The 19605-nt window shown below is 69.7% G+C and carries 17 protein-coding genes; 9 read left to right on the top strand and 8 right to left on the bottom strand.

Annotated elements, in window-relative coordinates; genetic code table 11:
• Window positions 1–408 precede the first annotated feature (408 nt).
• The 3 genes from ASG52_RS11140 to ASG52_RS11130 all read left to right on the top strand — a co-directional run bounded on the left by ASG52_RS11140 (window position 409) and on the right by ASG52_RS11130 (window position 4745).
• Window positions 409–1752 carry an APC family permease gene (locus tag ASG52_RS11140; RefSeq protein ID WP_162249993.1) on the top strand — a complete coding sequence of 448 codons (1344 nt, stop codon included), beginning with the start codon at window positions 409–411 and terminating at the stop codon, window positions 1750–1752.
• Window positions 1753–1853: 101 nt separating this feature from the next.
• Window positions 1854–3623: an N-acetylglutaminylglutamine amidotransferase gene (locus ASG52_RS11135; protein ID WP_056242891.1), complete on the top strand. Its 1770-nt coding sequence runs from the start codon at window positions 1854–1856 to the stop codon at window positions 3621–3623.
• A 282-nt stretch (window positions 3624–3905) separates the two neighbouring features.
• On the top strand, window positions 3906–4745 hold the full coding sequence (locus ASG52_RS11130) for a class II glutamine amidotransferase (protein ID WP_056242889.1): 840 nt from the start codon (window positions 3906–3908) through the stop codon (window positions 4743–4745).
• A gap of 73 nt (window positions 4746–4818) precedes the next feature.
• Here the strand turns inward: ASG52_RS11130 and ASG52_RS11125 are convergent, their stop codons facing one another.
• On the bottom strand, window positions 4819–5562 hold the full coding sequence (locus tag ASG52_RS11125) for a sigma-70 family RNA polymerase sigma factor (RefSeq protein ID WP_056242887.1): 744 nt from the start codon (window positions 5560–5562) through the stop codon (window positions 4819–4821).
• A gap of 300 nt (window positions 5563–5862) precedes the next feature.
• Between ASG52_RS11125 and ASG52_RS11120 the strand changes: the two genes are divergently transcribed.
• Window positions 5863–7827, top strand: coding sequence for a hypothetical protein (locus ASG52_RS11120; protein WP_056242886.1), 1965 nt, complete (start codon window positions 5863–5865; stop codon window positions 7825–7827).
• On the opposite strand, the gene ASG52_RS11115 is transcribed toward ASG52_RS11120, so the two are convergent.
• The 3 genes from ASG52_RS11115 to ASG52_RS11105 all read right to left on the bottom strand — a co-directional run bounded on the left by ASG52_RS11115 (window position 7779) and on the right by ASG52_RS11105 (window position 10569).
• Window positions 7779–8438, bottom strand: a complete 660-nt coding sequence (locus ASG52_RS11115) for a pyroglutamyl-peptidase I (protein ID WP_056242881.1) — start codon at window positions 8436–8438, stop codon at window positions 7779–7781. The two genes, ASG52_RS11120 and ASG52_RS11115, sit on opposite strands and share 49 nt — an antisense overlap.
• A 203-nt stretch (window positions 8439–8641) precedes the next feature.
• On the bottom strand, window positions 8642–9547 hold the full coding sequence (locus tag ASG52_RS11110; protein ID WP_056242875.1) for an alpha/beta hydrolase: 906 nt from the start codon (window positions 9545–9547) through the stop codon (window positions 8642–8644).
• Window positions 9548–9630: 83 nt separating this feature from the next.
• Window positions 9631–10569: a lytic transglycosylase domain-containing protein gene (locus tag ASG52_RS11105; protein ID WP_200945594.1), complete on the bottom strand. Its 939-nt coding sequence runs from the start codon at window positions 10567–10569 to the stop codon at window positions 9631–9633.
• Between the two features lie 152 nt (window positions 10570–10721).
• On the opposite strand from ASG52_RS11105, the gene ASG52_RS11100 reads away from it, so the two are divergent.
• Both ASG52_RS11100 and ASG52_RS11095 read left to right on the top strand, forming a co-directional pair.
• The gene (locus ASG52_RS11100; RefSeq protein WP_056242873.1) at window positions 10722–12350 is read left to right on the top strand and encodes an ABC transporter ATP-binding protein; all 1629 of its coding nucleotides are present in this window, start codon (window positions 10722–10724) and stop codon (window positions 12348–12350) included.
• A gap of 2 nt (window positions 12351–12352) precedes the next feature.
• Window positions 12353–13573: a phosphopentomutase gene (locus ASG52_RS11095; RefSeq protein ID WP_056242871.1), complete on the top strand. Its 1221-nt coding sequence runs from the start codon at window positions 12353–12355 to the stop codon at window positions 13571–13573.
• Window positions 13574–13734: 161 nt separating this feature from the next.
• Here ASG52_RS11095 and ASG52_RS11090 read toward each other — a convergent pair whose 3' ends face one another.
• Window positions 13735–14076, bottom strand: a complete 342-nt coding sequence (locus ASG52_RS11090) for a hypothetical protein (RefSeq protein WP_056242869.1) — start codon at window positions 14074–14076, stop codon at window positions 13735–13737.
• Between the two features lie 75 nt (window positions 14077–14151).
• Entirely contained in the window at window positions 14152–15168 is a 1017-nt protein-coding gene (locus ASG52_RS11085; protein ID WP_056242867.1) for an alpha/beta hydrolase, read from the bottom strand.
• A 114-nt stretch (window positions 15169–15282) separates the two neighbouring features.
• On the opposite strand from ASG52_RS11085, the gene meaB reads away from it, so the two are divergent.
• Window positions 15283–16272, top strand: coding sequence for a methylmalonyl Co-A mutase-associated GTPase MeaB (meaB, locus tag ASG52_RS11080; protein ID WP_056242866.1), 990 nt, complete (start codon window positions 15283–15285; stop codon window positions 16270–16272).
• Window positions 16273–16287: 15 nt separating this feature from the next.
• Here the strand turns inward: meaB and ASG52_RS11075 are convergent, their stop codons facing one another.
• Entirely contained in the window at window positions 16288–16686 is a 399-nt protein-coding gene (locus ASG52_RS11075; RefSeq protein WP_056242863.1) for an acyl-CoA thioesterase, read from the bottom strand.
• 280 nt (window positions 16687–16966) lie between these two features.
• Between ASG52_RS11075 and ASG52_RS11070 the strand changes: the two genes are divergently transcribed.
• Window positions 16967–17611 carry a transglutaminase-like cysteine peptidase gene (locus tag ASG52_RS11070; RefSeq protein ID WP_056242862.1) on the top strand — a complete coding sequence of 215 codons (645 nt, stop codon included), beginning with the start codon at window positions 16967–16969 and terminating at the stop codon, window positions 17609–17611.
• Window positions 17612–17750: 139 nt separating this feature from the next.
• The gene (locus ASG52_RS11065) at window positions 17751–18065 is read left to right on the top strand and encodes a hypothetical protein (RefSeq protein WP_056242860.1); all 315 of its coding nucleotides are present in this window, start codon (window positions 17751–17753) and stop codon (window positions 18063–18065) included.
• A 171-nt stretch (window positions 18066–18236) separates the two neighbouring features.
• On the opposite strand, the gene ASG52_RS11060 is transcribed toward ASG52_RS11065, so the two are convergent.
• The gene (locus tag ASG52_RS11060) at window positions 18237–19604 is read right to left on the bottom strand and encodes an ATP-binding response regulator (RefSeq protein ID WP_056242858.1); all 1368 of its coding nucleotides are present in this window, start codon (window positions 19602–19604) and stop codon (window positions 18237–18239) included.
• Window position 19605: the final 1 nt, after the last annotated feature.

Below are 19605 nucleotides of genomic sequence, written 5' to 3'. Positions count from 1 at the left end.
TGCGCCACCGACCGGGTCTTCCGGGCCTGCGATCAGGCCCGCCCGTTCCGTGGCGCTTCCGTTACGATAAGACCCGTGCGCATCGTCGATTCCGTTGCCGGTTGTCTCGCGAAGTGAGGCGGGCGGATTAAGCGATGTGGGCGTCCGCGTCAATCGACTTCATCTGTTTTTGGATGAGATCAATTCGACTCCTCACCGTCATTCCGGGGCCGCGAAGCGGAAACCGGAATCCACCCGTGATGCGCGGCACTACACAGCGTCGCAGCCAGTCGTGGATTGCACGCCTCCGACGCGCCCCTTCGGATTCGGGTTCGCTTCGCGCCCCGGAATGACGGCAGTGAAATGTGGAACAGGCACAGCATGACGCGTCGCTTGCCCTACGGCGCCGTCCTTGCGAGCGTTTCCCGCATGACGACGTTCCGCCCTACCCTCTCGGCCTTCCAGGCCTTCGTCCTGTCGCTGGCGATCATCGCGCCGACGCTCGCCATGGCCTTCAACGTGCCGCTGGCCGCGCAGGCCGCGGGGCAGGCCGCACCGCTCGCCTTCCTCGTCGGCGGGGCCGCGATGGCGCTGATCGGGCTGTCCTTCGTCGCCTTCAGCCGGCGCATCGCCAGCGCGGGCTCGGCCGCCGCCTATGTGAGCGCGGTGCTCGGCGACCGGCTCGGCTTCCTCGCCGGCTGGGGGCTGCTGCTGGCCTACCTCGCCTTCCTAGCCTCGGCGACGGCGCTGGTCGGCGGCTTCCTGTCGGTGGCGCTGGCGCATCTCGGCCTCGACCATCCCCGCCTCTGGCTCGTCCTCGCCTTCCTCGGCGGGCTTGGCGTTATCGGGCTCGGCGGGCGCGAGATCCGGCTCGCCACCACGGTGTTGCTCGTCATCGAGGCGCTGGCCGTGCTGGCGATCGTGGCGCTCGCCGTCGTCATCCTCGCCCAAGTGCCGCTCGACACCGCGCCGCTGCGGCCCGATCCGGAGCGGGGCCTGTCGGGGCTCGGCTACGGCATGGTCTTCGCCGTGCTCTCGCTCGCGGGCTTCGAGGGTGCGGCGACCGTCGCCGAGGAGACGCGCGACCCGCACCGGGCGATCCCCGTCGCGATCCTCGGCTCGCTGGCGGTGGCGACGCTGCTCTACGGCCTCGTCTCCTACGCGCAGGTTCTCGGCTACGGCCTCGACCGGACCGCGGAGCTGGCCCGCGACCCGGCGCCGCTCGACACGCTCGCGATCCGCTACGTCTCGCGCGGCTACGGCATCTTCCTCGATGTGGCTGCCGGCATCAGCTCGCTCGCCTGCGCGCTCGGCACCGCGGCGGCGGCCGCCCGCGTCCTCTACGCGCTGGGCTCGCGCGGGATCGGCACCACCTTCGCCCGGCTCGATCCGGCGCACGGCGTCCCGGCCCGCGCGCTCCGCTTCGTCGGCGGGCTGACGCTGGCCGTGCTCGTCGGTTTCGGCGCCTGGACGAGCCCGCGCGCCTTCAGCGAGGCTTTCGCCACCGTCGCGACGCTGGCGCTGATCCTCGTCTATATGGGGGTCGGCCTCGCCCAAGCGGTGTTCGCCGCCCGGACTAAGGCCTGGGGCTGGTGTGTGATCGGACTCAGTGGGAGCCTGATGCTCGCGTGGCCGCTGTTCAACAGCCTCTATCCCCTCCCCGGCTGGCCCGGCCCGCTCTGGCCGCTCGTCGTGCTCGCCTGGATGGCCATGGGCGTCGCGCTGCTGCGCTTCCATCCGGCCCTGGCTCGGAAATCGCTTCGGCGTCCCTGACGGCGAAGTTTTCCAGCCTTTTCGGGAACGGGCCGGTCCCACCCCCGTTCTGCCGGTCAAGTTCGTCCGACCCTCCACCCCGACGAGGACCACCCACCGGCATGTGCGGAATCTGCGGAGAGATCAGCCTCGGTGGCGCGGCCGATGCCGGCGCGGTGCGGGCGATGATGGCGGTTCTGAGCCCGCGCGGGCCGGACGCCTCCGGCATCCACGGCCAGGGCGCGGTGGTGTTCGGCCATTGCAGGCTCAAGATCATCGACCTGTCGGAGGCCGGTCAGCAGCCGATGGTCGATCCGGAACTCGGGCTCACGGTCGTCTTCAACGGCTGCATCTACAATTACAAGGATCTGCGCGCCGAGCTGGAGGGGAAGGGCTACCGCTTCTTCTCCACCAGCGACACCGAAGTCGTGCTGAAATCCTACCATGCCTGGGGCAAGGATTGCGTGAAGCGCTTCCTCGGCATGTTCGCCTTCGCGGTGCACGAGCGCGATTCCGGCCGCGTCGTGCTCGCCCGCGACCGGCTCGGCATCAAGCCGCTCTACTACGCGGAGAAGGGCAAGCGCTTCCGCTTCGCCTCCTCGCTCCCCGCCCTGCTCGCGGCGGGCGACGTGGACACCTCGATCGATGGCGAGGCTCTGCATCACTACATGAGCTGGCACGCGGGCGTGCCGGCGCCTCTGACGATCCTCAAAGGCATCCGAAAGATTCACCCGGCGACGATTCTGACGCTGGAGCCGGACGGAACGCGTAAGAAGGAGACCTACTGGTCGCTCGTCATCGGCCCGCGCGACGACGATCGCGGCATGAGCGAGGCCGATTGGCGCGAGGCCGTTCTCGATTCGCTGGGTCAGGCGGTTGCCCGCCGCCAGATCGCCGACGTGCCGACCGGCGTGCTGCTTTCGGGCGGCCTCGATTCCTCGGTCATCGTCGCGCTGCTCGCCCGCAACGGTCAGAAGGGCCTCAAAACCTTCTCGGTCGGGTTCGACGCGGTGAACGGCGTCGAGGGCGACGAGTTCAAGTATTCCGACATCATCGCCGAGGAGTTCGAGACCGACCACGCCAAGCTCGTGGTCGACGGCTCGAAGACGTTGGAGGCCCTGCCGCTCGCCATCCACGCCATGGCCGAGCCGCAGATGAGCCACGACGCGGTGGCCTTCCTGCTGCTGTCGCAGGAGGTTGCCAAGCACGTGAAGGTGATCCAGAGCGGCCAGGGCGCCGACGAGGTGTTCGGCGGCTATCACTGGTATCCCAAGTTGATGGGCTCGACCGATCCGGTCGCCGACTACGCCCGTGCCTACCACGACCGCGACCATGCGGAGATGCGGGAGGCGCTCGCGCCCGACCTGATCGGCGCCGATTACAGCCGCGACTACCTCGCCCGCTTCTTCGGCGATTCGAAGAGCGCCAGCGCCATCGACAAGACGCTGGAACTCGACCAGCAGATCATGCTGGTGGACGACCCCGTGAAGCGCGTGGACAACATGACCATGGCCTGCGGCTTGGAAGCGCGCGTGCCGTTCCTCGACCACGAACTGGTCGAACTCGCCGCCCGCATCCCGGCCGAGCTGAAGGTGCGCAATGGCGGAAAGTACATCCTCAAGGAAGCCGCCCGTCAGGTCGTACCGGCGGCGGTGATCGACCGGCCGAAGGGGTACTTCCCGGTCCCGGCGCTCAAGCACATCCGCGGCCCGTTCATGGATTTCGTGCGCGACGTGCTCGACAAGCCGGTGGCGCGCGAGCGGGGGCTGTTCAACCGCGCTTACGTCGACAAGCTGCTCGCCGATCCCGACGGGACGCTGACGCCGAAGGGCAATTCCAAGCTGTGGCAGGTGGCGCTGCTGGAGGCGTGGCTTCAGTCGCACGGGGTCTGACGGCGGCTGGAACGACATCACGTCCACCCACCCCCTGGTCCCGAGGTGCCCGCGCAGCGGGCCTCGAAGGAGGGCTCCATCCGGGCGCGCGATCCCTGGAGCCTTCCTTCGAGACCTCCGCTCCGCTGCCGCACCTCAGGATGAGTCGAGTGGGTAGGACGAGGTGGGGTGCCATAAGGCATCCCGCCGCCACCGAATTGCGCTCAAGGTGACGCGGATTCTCCACGATCATCGTCGATGCGCCGGTGACGAGAAACGCTCACGGGCTGGAGCACCGAATCGATGTGTCGCTGGATCGCCTATCGAGGCCGCACGATCCCGCTGGAGCACTACATCACCGAGCCGGCGCATTCGCTGGTCTCGCAGAGCATCAAGGCGCTCGAATCGACCGCCGCGACCAACGGCGACGGCTTCGGCCTCGGCTGGTACGGCGACCATCCCGAGCCCGGCCGGTTCCGCGAGGTCCAGCCGGCGTGGTCGGACGAGAACCTGCGCTACCTCTGCCGCCACCTCCACTCGCACCTGTTCTTCGCCCATGTGCGGGCGGCGACCGGCACGCCGATCACCCGGCCGAACTGCCATCCCTTCGCCTGCGGCCCGTGGCTGTTCATGCACAACGGCTATATCGGCGACTGGGCGCGGCTGCGCCGCCCGATCGAGGCGCTGATCCCGGACGAGCTGTACCCGTCCCGCTCCGGCACCACCGATTCCGAGGCTCTTTTTCTGGCGATCCTCGGGCAGGGGCTGATGGCGTCGCCCAAGCCCCGCGACCCCATCACCGCCACCGCCCGCGCCCTGGCACGGGTCACCGACCTCGTCGGCGGCATTGATGACGGCCATCCGTTCCGCTTTACCGCGGCGCTGGCCGACGGGCGCGACCTCTACGCCTTCCGCTATGCGGCCAACGATGCGGCCAACAGCATGTACTACCGCCAGTCGGCGGACGGCGTGGTCGTGGTCTCCGAGCCCCTCGACAAGGAGCACGAGAGCTGGACCCCGGTGCCCGACAACAGCGTCGTCGTCGCGCGCCGGGACGAGCCGGTGGAGGTGATTTCGCTGAAGGAGTTCGGGCTGGCCCGACGCTCCGGCCTGCCGCGGCTGCAATTGCCGATGAGCGCCTGACAGGCTCGACGCCCGTCATTCCGGGCCGCCGCAGGCGGACCCGGAATGACGGTTGGAGTTGTCCGAGGCTACGTTACGAAACCCAGGCCTGATTGCCCACCGCCGACAGCGTCATGCTGTCGGAGCCGATATCGGCGGCACTGTAGCCGAGGATCTGCGCGAGTTGTTCGCGGGCGCGCCAGACCCGGCTCTTCACCGTGCCGATCCGGCAGTTCATCACCGTCGCGGCCTCCTCGTAGCTGAGGTTCTCGATGGCCACGAGAATCAGTGCCTGCCGCATCGGAAGCGGCAGCTTGGTCAGCGCCATCTGCGCATCGAGGAGATCGACGTGGCCGGACTGCTCGGGGGCCGCCGCCAGCCGGTCGGCGTAATCGCCGTCGCTGTCGGCGATCTCGCGCACCTCCTTGCGGTGGCGCGAGTAGAACGCGTTGCGCATGATGGTGAACAGCCACGCGCCGAGATTGGTGCCGACGGTGAAGCGCGCCCGACTGCGCCACGCCCGCAGGAAGGTGTCCTGCACGAGATCGTCGGCGGCGGACGGGTTCTTGGTCAGCGACATCGCGAAGTTGTAGAGCCGCGGCGTCATCGCGATGATTTCGCCGCGGAACGATTCCTCGTCGCGGCCCTCCTGCGCGACCAGCACGGTCTCGAGCTTGGCAAGCAACTCGTCGAACCGGCTCGGACCGGCCGCCGGGCTGCCCGGCATTCGGGCATAGGCTTCGGCGAGCAGGGTGCCGAGTCGGTGCTGGACGTCGAGGGCGATGACGGGCGGCTCGCCCATCGAAAGGGTGGCTTCGGCCAGGGCAGTCTTAGGCATCAGGTCCTGTGGCAGTCACGGACATGTGCAAGGGCGCACGCCCCCGCTGCCACTTTTGTCCTGCGAATGCTCTGAGCCTGCGCCAACATAGATTATGGTTTCAACGCTTCCGCCCCACGTTCCCGGCGGTCTTCGCTGAGTCCTGCGACATCGCGTACCAAGATAATCTCTTCCGCGCTGCTTGATCCGATCCGAATTGAGGCCAGCCTAATATTTGTTAGTCGTGGTCGAACGATTTTCGCACCGCACCGTTGTCGGCGGACGGCCGGACCGTCGCGAGTCTGGAGTCGCTGAAAACCCATGAGCTGGCCGCTGCGCGTCGTCGTCATGTCCGGAATCGCGGCCGGAGCCGTCCTCGCCGTCGGAGCGCTCAGCCGCTTCAGCTACGCGCCGATGCCGGACGAAGCCGACGTGCTCAACCGCGATCGCTACGCCCTCACCACCGCCTACGACGTGCTCGGACGCCGCGTCCTGACGGAGGAAGCCGAGCGGATGAAGGCGACGCCGGAGGGCCGGGCCGCGCTCTCGCCCGAGAAGGGCGCCGTCGCCATCGATGCGGCGCTGGTGAAGCGCGGGCGCGAGGCCTTCTACAAGGAGACCTTCGGCAACGAGGTGTTTCTATCGGACGTGATGGGCATGCTCGACGGTGGCGTGGGCCCGTTCGAGGTCGCCCGCGCGGTGATCGCACTGGGCGGCGGCGCGACGACCAACCTCAAGGTCCGCATGAGCCGCGACATGACCGTCGGCGATCGGACATGGCGCAAGGGCGAGGAGGTGCCGACCGGCCTCGACGTCGCCAAGGGCTCGCCCGCGATCATCGGCATCCGCACCTTCTACGACCGCGGAAGCTTGCGGATGGGCATCACCTGCGCGCTCTGCCACGCGGCGGTCGATCCGGCGTCCGGCAAGGTGGTGGAGGGCGCGCCCAACACCGACCTCAACGCCGGCCTCCTGATGGCGCTATCGAAGAACGCCGGCGCCTACTTCATGCACGGCACCATGGACCTCGCGGCCCATCCGGGCGACCCGGCCCGCACGGTGACGCAAACCGACGACGCGAAGGCTGCGCTGCCCGACCCCCAAACCTTCGAGGCGGCCGCCAAGGTGCAGGTGGCGAGCTGGCCGCCGGGCAGCTTCGATTCGTCGGCCGACCGCATCACCAATCCGACCTCGATCCCGTCGAGCTTTTCCGCCTATGGGGAGCCCTATAGCTGGAGCGGGCGCGAGGCGGTCGGGCCGTTCAAGGGCCTGTCCTCGCTCAACAACAACGTCCACGCCGCCAATTCCGACACGACGCAGCAGGCGGCCGCCGCCAGGACGCTGTTCGGGCTCGATCCGGAACTCTACCTCGGCATCATCCTCCAGGGCGCGGCGCGCGACGCCTTCCGCTACGACCCCGCCGGCGGCAAGCGCCCGACCGAGGTGCTGGCGGCCTCCGACCCGACGCCGGAATCGCCCGGCCTCAACCGTTACGCGGTGCTCCCGAGCTTCCCCGCCACCAACTACATGACCGACAATGGCCTGTTCGCCTCGGTCCTCGGCGAGCCGGCCAACCACGCCAACAACGCCATGTCGGCCTTCCAGAATCTTTTGCGCGCGCCCGACGCCACGCCCGCCGATGCCGCGATCCTGAAGACCGGACGAGCGGTATTCGAGCGCGCGGGCTGCGCCGGCTGCCATGCGGGCCCGGCACTCACCAACAACCGCATCGTGCCGGCCGAAGAGATCGGCACGGAGCCGACGCGGGCCAAGGCGGGCGCGAAGATGGAGGCGCGACTCGCACGGCCCGCGATGTTCGCCACCGACACGCCGTTCCCGCTGCCCACCGACCGGAAGATCGTGCCGATCCCGATCGAAGGCGATGCGCTCGCGCAGGTGAAACTCGGCTGGGCGCATGCCGGCACCAATGGCGGCTACAAGGTGCCGAACCTCGTCGGGCTGGCCTGGACCGCGCCCTACCTGCATGATTCCGGCGTTGCGGTCGGCGCGGATGCATCCCGTCAACTCGGCGTGCCCGGCACCGTCGATGCCGGCGTCGCGCCCGATCCGGGCAACAGCCTGCGCGCCTTGGTGGACCGCGATCTCCGCACCAAGGTGGTCGCGGCCAATGCCGGCTCCGACAAGACCCGCACCGCCCGCGTGACCGGCGAGGGCCACGCCGTCTGGGCCGATCGGCAGGCCGGATTCTCCGATGCGGACCAGACGGCGCTCGTCGCCTACCTGCTCTCGGTCGATCGCCTGACCGAATCCGTGCCGACACCCTGACCGCGCCGCGCCCGCAGCATCAGCACCCGCGCGGCCTCCGCGAAGGCAGCGACCCAGACTTCCGGGTCGTGATGCAGGCGACCCGCTCGCACGGGGCGCTTCGTCCGCGGCGGCATCGGGATGTGCAGGAACACGACCGGACGATTTTGGGCCAGCGCGCGGAAATACGACGCGTTGCACAGGTAGCGCCCGGCATCGCGCGAGGCGGCGACGGCGAGCCCGGCCCGCTCCAGCGCCACCCACACAGGCTCCGCCGCCGGGCTGCATCGCAGGGCCGGCGCCCCCGGCTCGAAGGCGAGGCGGCGTGAGACCTTTCCGGTCGCATCGGGAAACAGCCGGCTGACGCGGTTCACCGCGCGCGTCTCGACGCAGACCTGTCGCCGGCTCGCTGCGACGCCAATCATCAGCAAAGCCGGCGGATTCTTTGCCAGCGCCGGAGCCAGCTGCGTGTCGAGGGCAGCGTAGCGGGTGTCGAGCACGAGGCAGTCCGGCGCATGCCCGAGAATGCGCCGCAGGTGCGGCGACGCCGCGAGCCGCCGCGCCACGCGGGCGCTCGGGTTGTCGGGGACGCGGGGGAAAGGGCCGAAGCCGGTGATCAGCAGGCGGGCCAACCGCGGCTCCTCTGACGATCACCGAGACGACAATCCGAAGTCCGCTCGACCCCACCCCTCCCCCTCATCCTGAGGTGCCGGAGCGCAGCGAAGGCCTCGAAGGAGGGTTCCAGAAATTGCGCGATCCGCTGGAGCCCTCCTTCGAGGCTGCTTCGCAGCACCTCAGGATGAGGGGCGTGGATGGGAGGGGCGTCGCTGACGCCTCAGTGCATCGTCAACGTCGTGAGCCGCTTCGCGCCCGCATGCTGGTGCAGGAAGGCGCTCATCTCGGCGAGCACAGGCGCCTTGCGGCGGAAGGTGACCGAGAGGGAGAGCAGCGTGTCCGAATGGTCGAGGCCGGGATAGACCCGCTCCTGCACCGGCACGCGGGCGGTGCGCAGGCGGGCCGCGAGGCTCTCGGTGTTGCGCGGGCGGACCACGGTGTCGGCATCGCCGGTCGCCAGGAAGGTCGGCGGCGAGTGCGGGCCGGCGTAGTTGACCGGCTGGGTCGCGGGCGCGTCGGGGGCCTGCCCGAACACGTCGATCGAGGTCTTCTGGTCGAAGGGCAGGAAGTCGTAGGGGCCGGACAGGCCTGCCACCGCCCGGATCGAGCGCGGATCGACGCCGGCCCGGCGCAGGTATTCGGGGTTCAGCCCGAGCATGGCGGCGTTGTAGGCGCCCGCCGAGTGGCCCGCGAGCACGATGCGGTGCGCGTCGCCGCCGTAGCCCGCGATGTTGTTGCGCACCCAGGCGATGGCCGCCGCGCCGTCTTCCAAGAAGTCGGGGAAGCGCACCTTCGGATAGAGCCGGTAATCCGGCAGCACCGTCACGAAGCCCTGCGCGGCGAGCGCCTGGGCGGCGAAGGCGTAATCCGCCTTGCTGCCGCTGTCCCACGAGCCGCCGTAGAAGAACACCAGCACCGGCGCCCGGTCGTGGGGGACGCTCGGCACGAACACGTCGAGGCGCTGGCGCGGGTCCTCGCCGTAGGCGGCGTCTTTGAGGACGAGCCGCCCGCCCTTGTCGCGCGGGCCCAGCGCATCGAACAGCGCCAGCGGCGAGCAGCCGCTCAGGCCCACTATGGTGAGCCCCAGGCAGATCAGCGAGACGAGGGAGACGAACGCTTTGATCATGTCGTCCTTGGATTGACGTGTCGCACGCGGCGGATTCATGGCGCGTTGGCGGCGAAAGACGATTGGCGCGAAAAAGTGGAGCCTCACGTGCGCAACACGATGCAGGCCCCGCCGACGCTGCGGATCTTCTGGCAGACGGCGTCGGCCGCCCCGCGGCTCTCGGCGGGGATGCGCACGCGGTAGAAGGCGCGGGTGCCGCGGAAGCGCAGGCGCGTTCCGATGATCATCGGCCGCACCTCGCCGATCACGCCGGCATAGCTGGAACGGGCCCGCTGAAAGCTCGCCAGCGCCAGCGACTTGGAGAAGTTGCCGGCGAGCTGGATGCCCCACGGGGCCGCCGGGCCGCCCTCGACGGGCAGCGCGAAGCGGTCGCCGCGCGACGGAATGCGAAGCGCCGCCGTGACCTGAAGGCAGTTCTGGGTCTCGGCCTCCGGCGCGGGCGGTTTTTCCGTTTTCTTCTCGTCCTTCTTGGCGTCGCTATCCGGCAGTTCGACCGTGGCGTTGGGGCGCCAATCCTCCGCCGGGCGGCCGGTGATGGCGATGACGTAGGCCCGCGTCTCGGCCGGCAAGCCGCCGGAGCCCGCGAGCCAATTCGTGACCCGCCCCGGCCCGCCATTGTAGGCGGCGGCTGCCAGCCCGAGATTGCCGAATTGGCGCTTCAGGTCGGACAGGAAATGCGCGGCATGCGGAATGGCCTGCTCGGGATCGAACGGATCGGTCAGCCCGCGCTCCCGGGCCGTACCCGGCATGAACTGCGCTACGCCCTGAGCCCCCGCGGGGCTGACGACACCGACGCGAAAACTGCTCTCGCGCCAGATCAGCCGGGTCAGGAACGGCACCGGCAGGTTCTGCGCCTTGGCCGAGCCTTCGATCAGACGGCACAGCGCCTGCTCCACCGTCTCGCTCTCCGGCGAGGCCACGGCGAAGGCGGGGCCGGCGAGCGCGAGAAGCGCGACGAAGGCCGATAAGAGGGGGGTGAGGACGCGGGACACGCGGGCCCATGTAGGACAGCGCGGGCCCATGCGTAGCCGATCGCGGTGCATTGCACACAAGCTTCGCCGCGCTTGCGGCGTCCCGCGCGATTCGCGTGTCCGGCCTCGCGCGCTATAACCCCTCCCGACACGCACCTACGCCAGAGGCAAAGGGGCGGTCCGCCTGTTTCCGCCGGGGCCCGATGAGCGACACCCTTCTGACCGTCGAGGACCTCTCGGTCGCCTTCCGCACCCGCGAGGGCGAGACGCTGGCCGTGGACCGCGTGTCGTTTTCCATTGGTAAAAGCGAGACGCTGGCGCTGGTCGGCGAATCCGGCTCGGGCAAGTCGGTCACGGCGTTGTCGATCCTGCGCCTCCTCGACGGGGCGGCGCATCATCCGGGTGGACGGATCGTCTTCAAGGGCCGCGACCTCCTGACCCTGCCCGAGAAGGAACTCCGAAAAGTGCGCGGCGCGGACATCACCATGGTGTTCCAGGAGCCGATGACCTCGCTCAACCCGCTCCACACCATTCAGCGGCAGATCGGCGAGGTGCTGGAGATTCACCGGGGGTTGAGAGGCAAACCAGCGCGCAAAAGAATCCTCGAATTGCTCGATCTCGTCGGCATCCGCGACGCCGAGCGGCGGCTCGGCGCCTATCCGCACGAACTCTCCGGCGGCCAGCGCCAGCGCGTCATGATCGCCATGGCGCTCGCCTGCGAGCCCGACCTGCTGGTCGCCGACGAGCCGACGACGGCGCTCGACGTGACGGTGCAGGCCCAGATCCTGGCGCTGCTCGCCGACCTGCAGAAGCGCCTCGGGATGGCGATCCTGTTCATCACCCACGATCTCGGCATCGTGCGGCGGCTCGCGGGCGAGGTCTGCGTGATGCTGCGCGGGCGCATCGTCGAGGCGGGGCCGGTGGCGACGGTCTTCACCCGGCCGCAGCACGAATACACCCGCCGGCTTCTCGATTCCGAGCCCTCGGGCCGGGCCAACCCGGTCGATCCGAAGGCCGAATGGATGGTCGAGGCTGGGCCGCTCAAGGTGTGGTTCCCGCTGAAGGAGGGCCTGCTCCGGCGCACGGTCGGCCACGTCAAGGCGGTCGATGGCGTCAAGCTCCTGGTGCGGGCGGGCGAGACGGTCGGCGTCGTCGGCGAGTCGGGCTCGGGCAAGACCACCCTCGGCCTCGCCCTGCTGCGCCTGACCTCGTCGGAGGGGCCAATCGTCTTCCTCGGCAAGCGAATCGAGGAATACGGCGCGGCGGCGATGCGCCCCCTGCGCAAGGACATGCAGGTGGTCTTCCAGGACCCCTACGGCTCGCTCTCGCCGCGGATGTCGGTGGGCGACATCGTCGCCGAGGGGCTGGAGGTGCAGGGGCAGGTGAAATCGGCGGCCGAGCGCCGCAGCTTGGTCGCCAAGGCGCTCACCGATGTCGGGCTCGATCCGGCGGCGATGGACCGCTACCCGCACGAATTCTCCGGCGGCCAGCGCCAGCGCATCGCCATCGCCCGCGCCATCGTGCTGAACCCGCGCTTCGTCGTCCTCGACGAGCCGACCTCGGCGCTCGACCGCTCGGTGCAGGCGCAGATCGTGACGCTGCTGCGCGACCTCCAGCGCGAGCGGGGTCTGGCCTACCTGTTCATCAGCCACGACCTGAAGGTGGTTCGCGCCCTGTCGAACTACGTGCTTGTCATGCAGCACGGGCAGGTGGTGGAGGAGGGGCCCGCCGACCGGATCTTCGAGGCGCCCCAGACCGAATACACCCGCACCCTGTTCGCGGCGGCGTTCGAACTGGACGCCGCGACGACGGCCGAGCCGGTCCCGGCCTGAGCATGGCCCGGGCCCTCCTCATCGTCCTCGATTCCGTCGGCATCGGCGGCGCCCCGGACGCCGCCCGCTACGGTGACACCGGTTCCGACACCGTCGGCCACATCGCCGAAGCCTGCGCCGACGGACGCGGCGACCGGCCGGGCCTGCGCGCCGGACGTTTACGCCTGCCGAACCTCACGGCTTTGGGCCTCGGACTCGCCTGCGAAGGCGCCACCGGCCGGGTGCCGCCGGGTCTCGCGCCAGTCGGCGCAGTGCGGGCGCTCTGGGGCCATGCCGTCGAGACCGCCGCCGGCAAGGACACGCCGTCCGGCCATTGGGAGATCGCGGGCGTGCCGGTGCGGGAGGCTTGGGGCCACTTCCCCGACACCCGACCGGCCTTCCCGCCGGAATTGGTCGCGGCGCTCGTCGCGGAAGCCGGCCTTCCCGGCTTCCTCGGCGACCGGCACGCATCCGGCACCACCGTCATCGACGAACTCGGCGCCGAGCATGTCCGCACGGGCAAGCCGATCGCCTACACCTCCGCCGACAGCGTCTTTCAGATCGCCGCCCACGAGGAGGTTTTCGGGCTGGGGCGTCTCTACGAGACCTGCCGCATCGCCCGCCGGCTCTGCGACCCGTACCGGATCGGCCGCGTCATTGCCCGGCCCTTCCTCGGTGACGCCAAGACCGGTTTCCGCCGCACGGGACGCCGCAAGGATTTTTCCGTCGCGCCCCCGGCCGACACCCTGCTGGATGTCGCACTAGCCGCGGGTCGAAAAGTCGCCAGCGTCGGCAAGATCGGCGACATCTTCGCCCACCGCGCGACCGGTGAAGAGATCATGCCCGGCGGTAACGCCGCCTGCCTCGACGCGGCGCTCGCGGCCTTCGCTGCGTTGCCCGCGGGTGGCCTCGTCTTCCTCAACCTCGTGGATTTCGACACCGAGCACGGCCACCGCCGCGACGTGCCGGGCTACGCCGCCGAGTTGGAAGCCTTCGACGCCCGCCTTCCCGACATCCACGCGGCGCTCGAACCCGGCGATCTCGCCATCGTCACCGCCGACCACGGCAACGACCCCACTTGGCACGGCACCGAGCATACCCGCGAGCAGGTGCCGGTCTTAGGCTTCGGGCCTGGGATCGCGCCGGGCTCGCTCGGCCGACGCGAGACGTTTGCGGATATCGGCGCCTCGGTCGCGGCGCATCTCGGGCTGCCGCCGCTCCGGGCCGGCAAGGCTTGGTGGTGAGCGATCTCCGCTGAAGTGATCGCGTCGGTCGCCAACTCGCCTCTCCTCCCCCTCGTGGGGAGGAGCCGGAGGTGGGGGTGGTTCAGGATGGATCGCCGAGCTTCATCCGGCACCACCCCCACCCCGGACCCCTCCCCACGAGGGGGAGGGGACAGGCGCTCTCAGGCCTCGTCCTGATCCTCGTCCTCGTCGTCGATATCGACGAGGAACACGATGTCGGCCTCGTCCTCTTCGTCGTCGGACTCGTCGTTCGCGTGCTGCGGATCGGGCTCGAACTCGCCCTCACCCTGGTCGGCGGCGATGGCCTCGTCGAACTCCTCGATCTCGTCCTGGCTCGCCGCGCGCACCTTCAGTTCCGAGGTGCCGTTCCAGATCGGCTTGCTGTCGACGGTGAGGGTGCGGATGTCCTCCTTGAAGCCGTCGCAGGTGAAGAGGTCGCGGGCGGTCGCCTCGTCGCCGTTGATGACCGCGATCGCCGTGCCGTCGATCTCGAGCGTGAACATGGGCTTGCCTCTCTGGATGGAGCCGCCGGCTTGTAGGCCGAGCGCACCGGATTCGTCGATTGGCGGAAGCGCGTTTTATTGGTTGCTTCCCCGGCCGATGGCGCGCTTCACGACGGCCTGAACGTCCTTGTTCGTCAAGAAGAGGTCGTGGTTGAACAGGCCGCCGCCGTAATCGGAGGCGTCGGCGACGCGTACGCCGAGCGCCTCCAACCGCTCGCGGTCGGCCGCGCCCGCGCGCACGATGCCGCCCGCGATGGCGCCGGAGAGTTCGAGCGCCCGGTCGTTGGTGGCCGAGATCACGGTGATGCGCTTGGCGTCGGGGCCGAGCCGCTCGACGCCGTTGGTGAAGAGGTCGATGTCGATGTCGGGCGCCGCCAGCACCACAGCGCCGATCCGCGCGACCGCCGCCTCGCCGGCCTCGGCGCGCAGCATCCTGAGGGTCTCCAAGGTCAGCAGCGTGCCCATGGAATGGGCGACGATGTGGATGCGCCCGCCGCTCGGCGAGGTGGCGAAGGCCTTGAGCAGGTCCTGGAACGCATCGCGCGACCACAACGCGCTCTCGCGGTCGTAGCCGTAATCGAAGGTCGCAGCGGCCGAGGGCCACGTGAACAGAGCCGAGGCGCCGGAAAAGCGCACGCCGTCGGACAGCCGCGCGGCGCTGATCGCCGCCGACTCGAAGGTCTCGCGGTAGCCGTGGACGTAGATCAGCACGTCGCGGCCGAAGGTGGCCTGGGCGAAGGCCCCGGCCGCCGCCGGACCGGTCGTCACGTCGCCGACCGAGCGCACGCCCCAATCGCCCGAGACGACCGCCGAGACCTTGCCGATCAGCGAGCGGTCGGGCGCCGACATGCGGGCTTCGGTGAAGCTCAAGCCCCGACCGCGGTCGGAGCCGAAGAACGGCGCCCGCGGCGGGTTGCCGACCGGCTTGCGGGTGGTGGCGACCAGCAGCACCGGGCTGACGTCGAGCGCCGATTGCGTCTCCGCGACCGTGCCGGTGGCGAGCCCGTCCATCACGCATCCCGACAGGGCAGGCGCGAGGCCCGCGGCTGTCGCGAGGCTCAGGAAGGAACGGCGGGTCGCGTCGGATGTCATTGCGTGGTTCGTCCCCGGCAAGGCGGCGGGTTTCGCGCACGATCTTGGCCTTGGCGGGGCAGGAACGCGCTTCCCCTCTCGACGCCCGCTCGCGCGCCCGGCATGAAAGACGGCATGAGCGCCGTCCTTCCCGATATCGAGAAACTCCGCGAACGCCTGCTCGCGGGCGACCGCGCCGCGCTCGCCCGTTCGATCACGCTCGCCGAATCCCGCCGGGCCGATCACCGCGCGGCGGTGCGCGACCTGATCGACGCGGTGCTGCCGCAGACCGGCCGGGCGATCCGCGTCGGCATCACCGGCGTGCCCGGCGTCGGCAAGTCCACCACCATCGACGCGCTCGGCTCGCTGCTGACGGAGGCCGGGCACAAGGTGGCGGTGCTCGCCGTTGATCCGTCCTCGACCCGCACCGGCGGCTCGATCCTCGGCGACAAGACCCGGATGGCGCGGCTCTCGCACGACCGCAACGCCTTCATCCGGCCCTCGCCCTCCTCGGGCACGCTGGGCGGCGTCGCCGCCAAGACCCGCGAGACGATGCTGTTGTGCGAGGCGGCGGGCTTCGACGTGATCCTCGTCGAGACCGTCGGCGTCGGCCAGTCGGAGACGGCGGTGGCCGACCTCACCGATTTCTTCCTCGTGCTGATGCTGCCGGGCGCCGGCGACGAGTTGCAGGGCATCAAGAAGGGCATTTTGGAACTCGCCGACATGATCGCGGTCAACAAGGCCGACGACGGCGAGGGCGAGCGCCGGGCGAGCGCCGCGGCCTCCGAGTACCGTGCCGCGCTCCACATCCTGACGCCGGCCTCGTCCACGTGGACGCCGCCGGTGGTCACGATCTCAGGGCTTCACGGCAAGGGGCTCGACGCCCTGTGGTCGAAGATCGAGGACCACCGCCAGAAACTCACCGCGACCGGCGAGATCGAGAAGAAGCGCCGCGAGCAGGACGTGAAATGGATGTGGGCGCTCGTCCACGAGCGCCTGCACCAGCGCCTCGTCGGCACCGCGGAGGTGCGCAGGGCGACCGCGGAGGCCGAGAAATCGGTGGCCTCGGGCGAGCACTCGCCCGCCGCCGGGGCGCAGGCGATTGCGGAATTGATCGGGTTGTGACGGCGGCGGGCGGTCTCACGCCTCCGGGATCGGCCGCGGTCGCCGGTCCAGCCCGATGGCCACGAAGGTGAACAGGCCCTCCGTCACCTTCATCGTGGTCTCGCCCTCGCGCTCGCGCCGCCAGACCTCGACCTGGATCGCCATGGAGCTGCGCCCGGTGCGCACGATCCAGGCGTAGAGGCTCACCTCGTCGCCGACGAAGACCGGGCGGTGGAACGTCATCGCCTCCACCGAGATCGTGGCGCAGCGCCCCCGTGCCCGGCGGGCCGCGACGTTGCCCGCCGCCAGATCCATCTGCGCCATCAGCCAGCCGCCGAAGATGTCGCCCGCCGGATTGGTGTCGGCGGGCATCGCGATGGTGCGGATCACCGGCGGGCCGTGCTCGGTCGGCGGGTTGAGCGTATCGTTCGTCATCACAGGCTCTGGACGGGAGCATCGGCCCGAAAGGTGGGAACCGGCTTTCGGTAAAAGCCGATGCGGCACAAGAACCTATCGCACCATGCTGGATACGATATCCAGCATGGTGCGATAGGCGTCGTCGGGAAAAGCGTAGCAGTTCCTGTGCCTTCCATCATCCGCCCCGTCGATCGCTCGAATGCGAGCGAAGCCGTTAACCGATCTTTAACCTTCCGATTGCCCCTGCCCGCCGCCTGTGAGAGCTTATTAACGTGAGCTTAAGAGTTCGGGTCGGGTCATGCGTAACGAGTTCGCCCAGCGCCGCTTTTCCACCCTCCGCCGCGCCGTGATGGCCGGCCTCGCCCTGGCGGCGGGCCTCGGGGCCACCGGGGCCATGGCCCAGGCGCTGCCGGCGATGGGCCTCTCGGCGGTGACCACGGGCGCGGCCCGTCCGATCGCCGCCTGGGCCGAGTTCTGCGAGCGCTACCCCGGCGAATGCACCGTCGATCGCACCGAGGGCGCCTCGCTCACCCTCACCCCGGCGATCTGGCAGACGATCAACACGGTCAACCGCCGCATCAACCGGGCCGTCGAGGCGGTGACCGATCAGGAGCATTGGCGCTCCGCCGACCGTTGGGACCTCGCCGAGGACGGCCGGGGCGATTGCGAGGACTTCCAGCTCCTCAAGCGCCGCCTGCTGGTCCAGGCCGGCCTGCCCCGCCGGGCCCTGCGGATGACCGTCGTCATCGACGAGAAGGGCGAGGGTCACGCCGTCCTGACCGTCGTGACCAACCGCGGCGACCTCATCCTCGACAACAAGACGAGCGCGGTCCTGCCCTGGACCCAGACCGGCTACACCTTCGTCAAGCGCGAGAGCCAGGACGCCGTGGGCTGGGTGGCGCTGGGCCGCGACGCCTCGCCGGTCACCGCCGCCAACCGCTGAAAATTTATAGTCCCGCTTCGGGACCGGTTGGCCGGCACGCGCGTTATCCGGTCTTAACGGGTCGGCGGCGAAGGTTGACGGAAGGTTTTCGCCCTCGCCGCATGGCGCCGAAAACCCTGGTCCCGCCTACGGTTCGCCTATGCGTCGCGTCCTCCCCCTGATCGCCCTCGCCCTCCTTGCCGCCCCCGCCCGGGCCGACGAGAGCGCCGGCACGCGCCACACCGCCTGGCAAGCCTGCCTCGACGAGGCCTTCGCCGAGCAGGCCCGGACGACGAGCCGCAGCTACGCCGCGACCAAGGCGGTCTCGCACTGCCGCGAACCGGAGGCGGCCTATCTCGCCGCCCTGTCCACCTCGCCGATGCTCGACGGCGAGGATGTCTCCCGGATGCGCCCGGCCTTGATCGCGCGGGCGCGCGAACGGCTGATCGGGTTGCCGCGTCTGAGCGCCCTGTAGGCTTTTCAGGCGCCGATCCATCCTTCTCCCTCATCCTGAGGCGCGGAGCGAAGCGGAGCCTCGAAGGAGGCCCCCAGGAATCGTGCGGGTTCTGGAGCCATCCTTCGAGGCTGCTGCGCAGCATCTCAGGATGAGGGGATTGGGTGGGACGACGGTCCCCCCGAAAAGAATTCAGGCGAGCATGTACGCCAGGAGCGAGCGCAGCTGCGCCGGCTTGATCGGCTTGTGGACCAGTTCCGCCCCGTGCGAGCGTGCGTGCCGCTCGATGTCGGCGCTGTGGTCGGCGGTAGTGAGGATGACGGGGGTGACCCAGCCCTTGTTGCGGCGCAGGTAATCGACCACGTCGAAGCCGCAGGCGCCGTGGTCGAGATGGTAGTCGATCACCATCACGTCGGGCCGCCCCAGCCCCTCCCCCAGTGCCGTCACGACGCCCGCGAGGTCGGCGAAGGTGCGTACCTCAGCGTCCCAGTTGCGCAGGAGGCGTTGCAGGGCTTCCGCGGTCGAGGCGTCGTTCTCGATCACCAGCACGCGGGCGCCGGTCAGCGTCGTGGCGAGCGGCGCGAGGCGGGGCTGCACGTCGGGGCGCCCCGCCGCCACCGGCAGGGTCAGGCTGACGCGGGTTCCGTGGCCGGTGCGGGATTCGAGCGCCACGGTATGGCCCAGCGTCGAGGCCATGCGCTGGACGATCGACAGGCCGAGCCCGAGGCCGACGCCGCCATCCTCCCCCTCGCGCGTGCCGCGGTAGAATTCCTCGAACACAAGCGCGCGCTCATGCTCGGGGATGCCGCGACCGGTATCGACCACGTCGATGCGGCAGAGTTTCGGCCCGCGGCGGCGAGCGGCGATCAGCACGCCGCCGCGCTCGGTGTAGCGGATCGCGTTGGAGACGAGGTTCTGCAGGATGCGCTGCATCAGCACGCCGTCGGTCTCGACCCCGAGGTCGTCGCAGCGGGTGACGAGGCGCAGTTCCTTTCGCTCGGCGAAGGGGCGGAAGCTCGCCTCGATTCCGGCCACGAGGTCGGAGAGCCGCACCGGCTTGACCACGGGGCGGACCACCCCGGCATCGAGCTTCGAGATGTCGATCAGCGCCTTGATCAGGTCCTCGATCGTCTCCAGCCCGCGCTCGACCTGTCGGGCAATGGTCTGCGCCTCGGGGCCGGCGGCGAGGTCGGTGAGCGCCGAGAGCGAGAGCCGGGCGGCGTTGAGGGGCTGGAGCAGGTCGTGGCTCGCGGCGGCCAGGAAACGCGTCTTCGAGCGGTTGGCGGTCTCTGCCTCCTCTTTCGCCCCCTGCAACGCCTCGTTCGAGCGTTCCAGGCTGTGCATCAGCGCGGTCAGCTCCTCGGTGCGGGCGCGGACGCGGCCTTCCAGCATGATCGCGGTCTGGAACAGCGAGTAGGCGCCGCCCTGCTGGTCCATGGTCCGCTCGACATGGGCCATCAGCGCGGCGTTGATGCGCTCGAGCTTGGCCACCCGCCGGCTCAGCGACTCGACGGTGTCGGGCTCCGAGGGCGGCTCCATCCAGAGCGTCGGCCGGTTCATG

Origin of the sequence: Methylobacterium sp. Leaf456, assembly GCF_001425465.1 — a bacterium.
Taxonomy (GTDB): Bacteria; Pseudomonadota; Alphaproteobacteria; order Rhizobiales; family Beijerinckiaceae; genus Methylobacterium.
The sequence above is the reverse complement of the archived record's forward strand: the minus strand, read 5'-3'. Positions and strand labels throughout refer to the sequence as shown.

Coding starts and splice junctions, on each gene's coding strand:
- ASG52_RS11090 (WP_056242869.1), bottom strand. CDS start 14,076: ATGTTCACGCTCGAGATCGACGGCACGGCGATCGCGGTCATCAACGGC.
- ASG52_RS11075 (WP_056242863.1), bottom strand. CDS start 16,686: ATGACGAACGATACGCTCAACCCGCCGACCGAGCACGGCCCGCCGGTG.
- ASG52_RS11120 (WP_056242886.1), top strand. CDS start 5,863: ATGAGCTGGCCGCTGCGCGTCGTCGTCATGTCCGGAATCGCGGCCGGA.
- ASG52_RS11110 (WP_056242875.1), bottom strand. CDS start 9,547: ATGATCAAAGCGTTCGTCTCCCTCGTCTCGCTGATCTGCCTGGGGCTC.
- ASG52_RS11135 (WP_056242891.1), top strand. CDS start 1,854: ATGTGCGGAATCTGCGGAGAGATCAGCCTCGGTGGCGCGGCCGATGCC.
- ASG52_RS11060 (WP_056242858.1), bottom strand. CDS start 19,604: ATGAACCGGCCGACGCTCTGGATGGAGCCGCCCTCGGAGCCCGACACC.
- ASG52_RS11105 (WP_200945594.1), bottom strand. CDS start 10,569: ATGGGCCCGCGCTGTCCTACATGGGCCCGCGTGTCCCGCGTCCTCACC.
- ASG52_RS11070 (WP_056242862.1), top strand. CDS start 16,967: ATGCGTAACGAGTTCGCCCAGCGCCGCTTTTCCACCCTCCGCCGCGCC.
- ASG52_RS11095 (WP_056242871.1), top strand. CDS start 12,353: ATGGCCCGGGCCCTCCTCATCGTCCTCGATTCCGTCGGCATCGGCGGC.
- ASG52_RS11100 (WP_056242873.1), top strand. CDS start 10,722: ATGAGCGACACCCTTCTGACCGTCGAGGACCTCTCGGTCGCCTTCCGC.
- ASG52_RS11130 (WP_056242889.1), top strand. CDS start 3,906: ATGTGTCGCTGGATCGCCTATCGAGGCCGCACGATCCCGCTGGAGCAC.
- ASG52_RS11085 (WP_056242867.1), bottom strand. CDS start 15,168: ATGACATCCGACGCGACCCGCCGTTCCTTCCTGAGCCTCGCGACAGCC.
- meaB (WP_056242866.1), top strand. CDS start 15,283: ATGAGCGCCGTCCTTCCCGATATCGAGAAACTCCGCGAACGCCTGCTC.
- ASG52_RS11140 (WP_162249993.1), top strand. CDS start 409: ATGACGACGTTCCGCCCTACCCTCTCGGCCTTCCAGGCCTTCGTCCTG.
- ASG52_RS11065 (WP_056242860.1), top strand. CDS start 17,751: ATGCGTCGCGTCCTCCCCCTGATCGCCCTCGCCCTCCTTGCCGCCCCC.
- ASG52_RS11125 (WP_056242887.1), bottom strand. CDS start 5,562: ATGCCTAAGACTGCCCTGGCCGAAGCCACCCTTTCGATGGGCGAGCCG.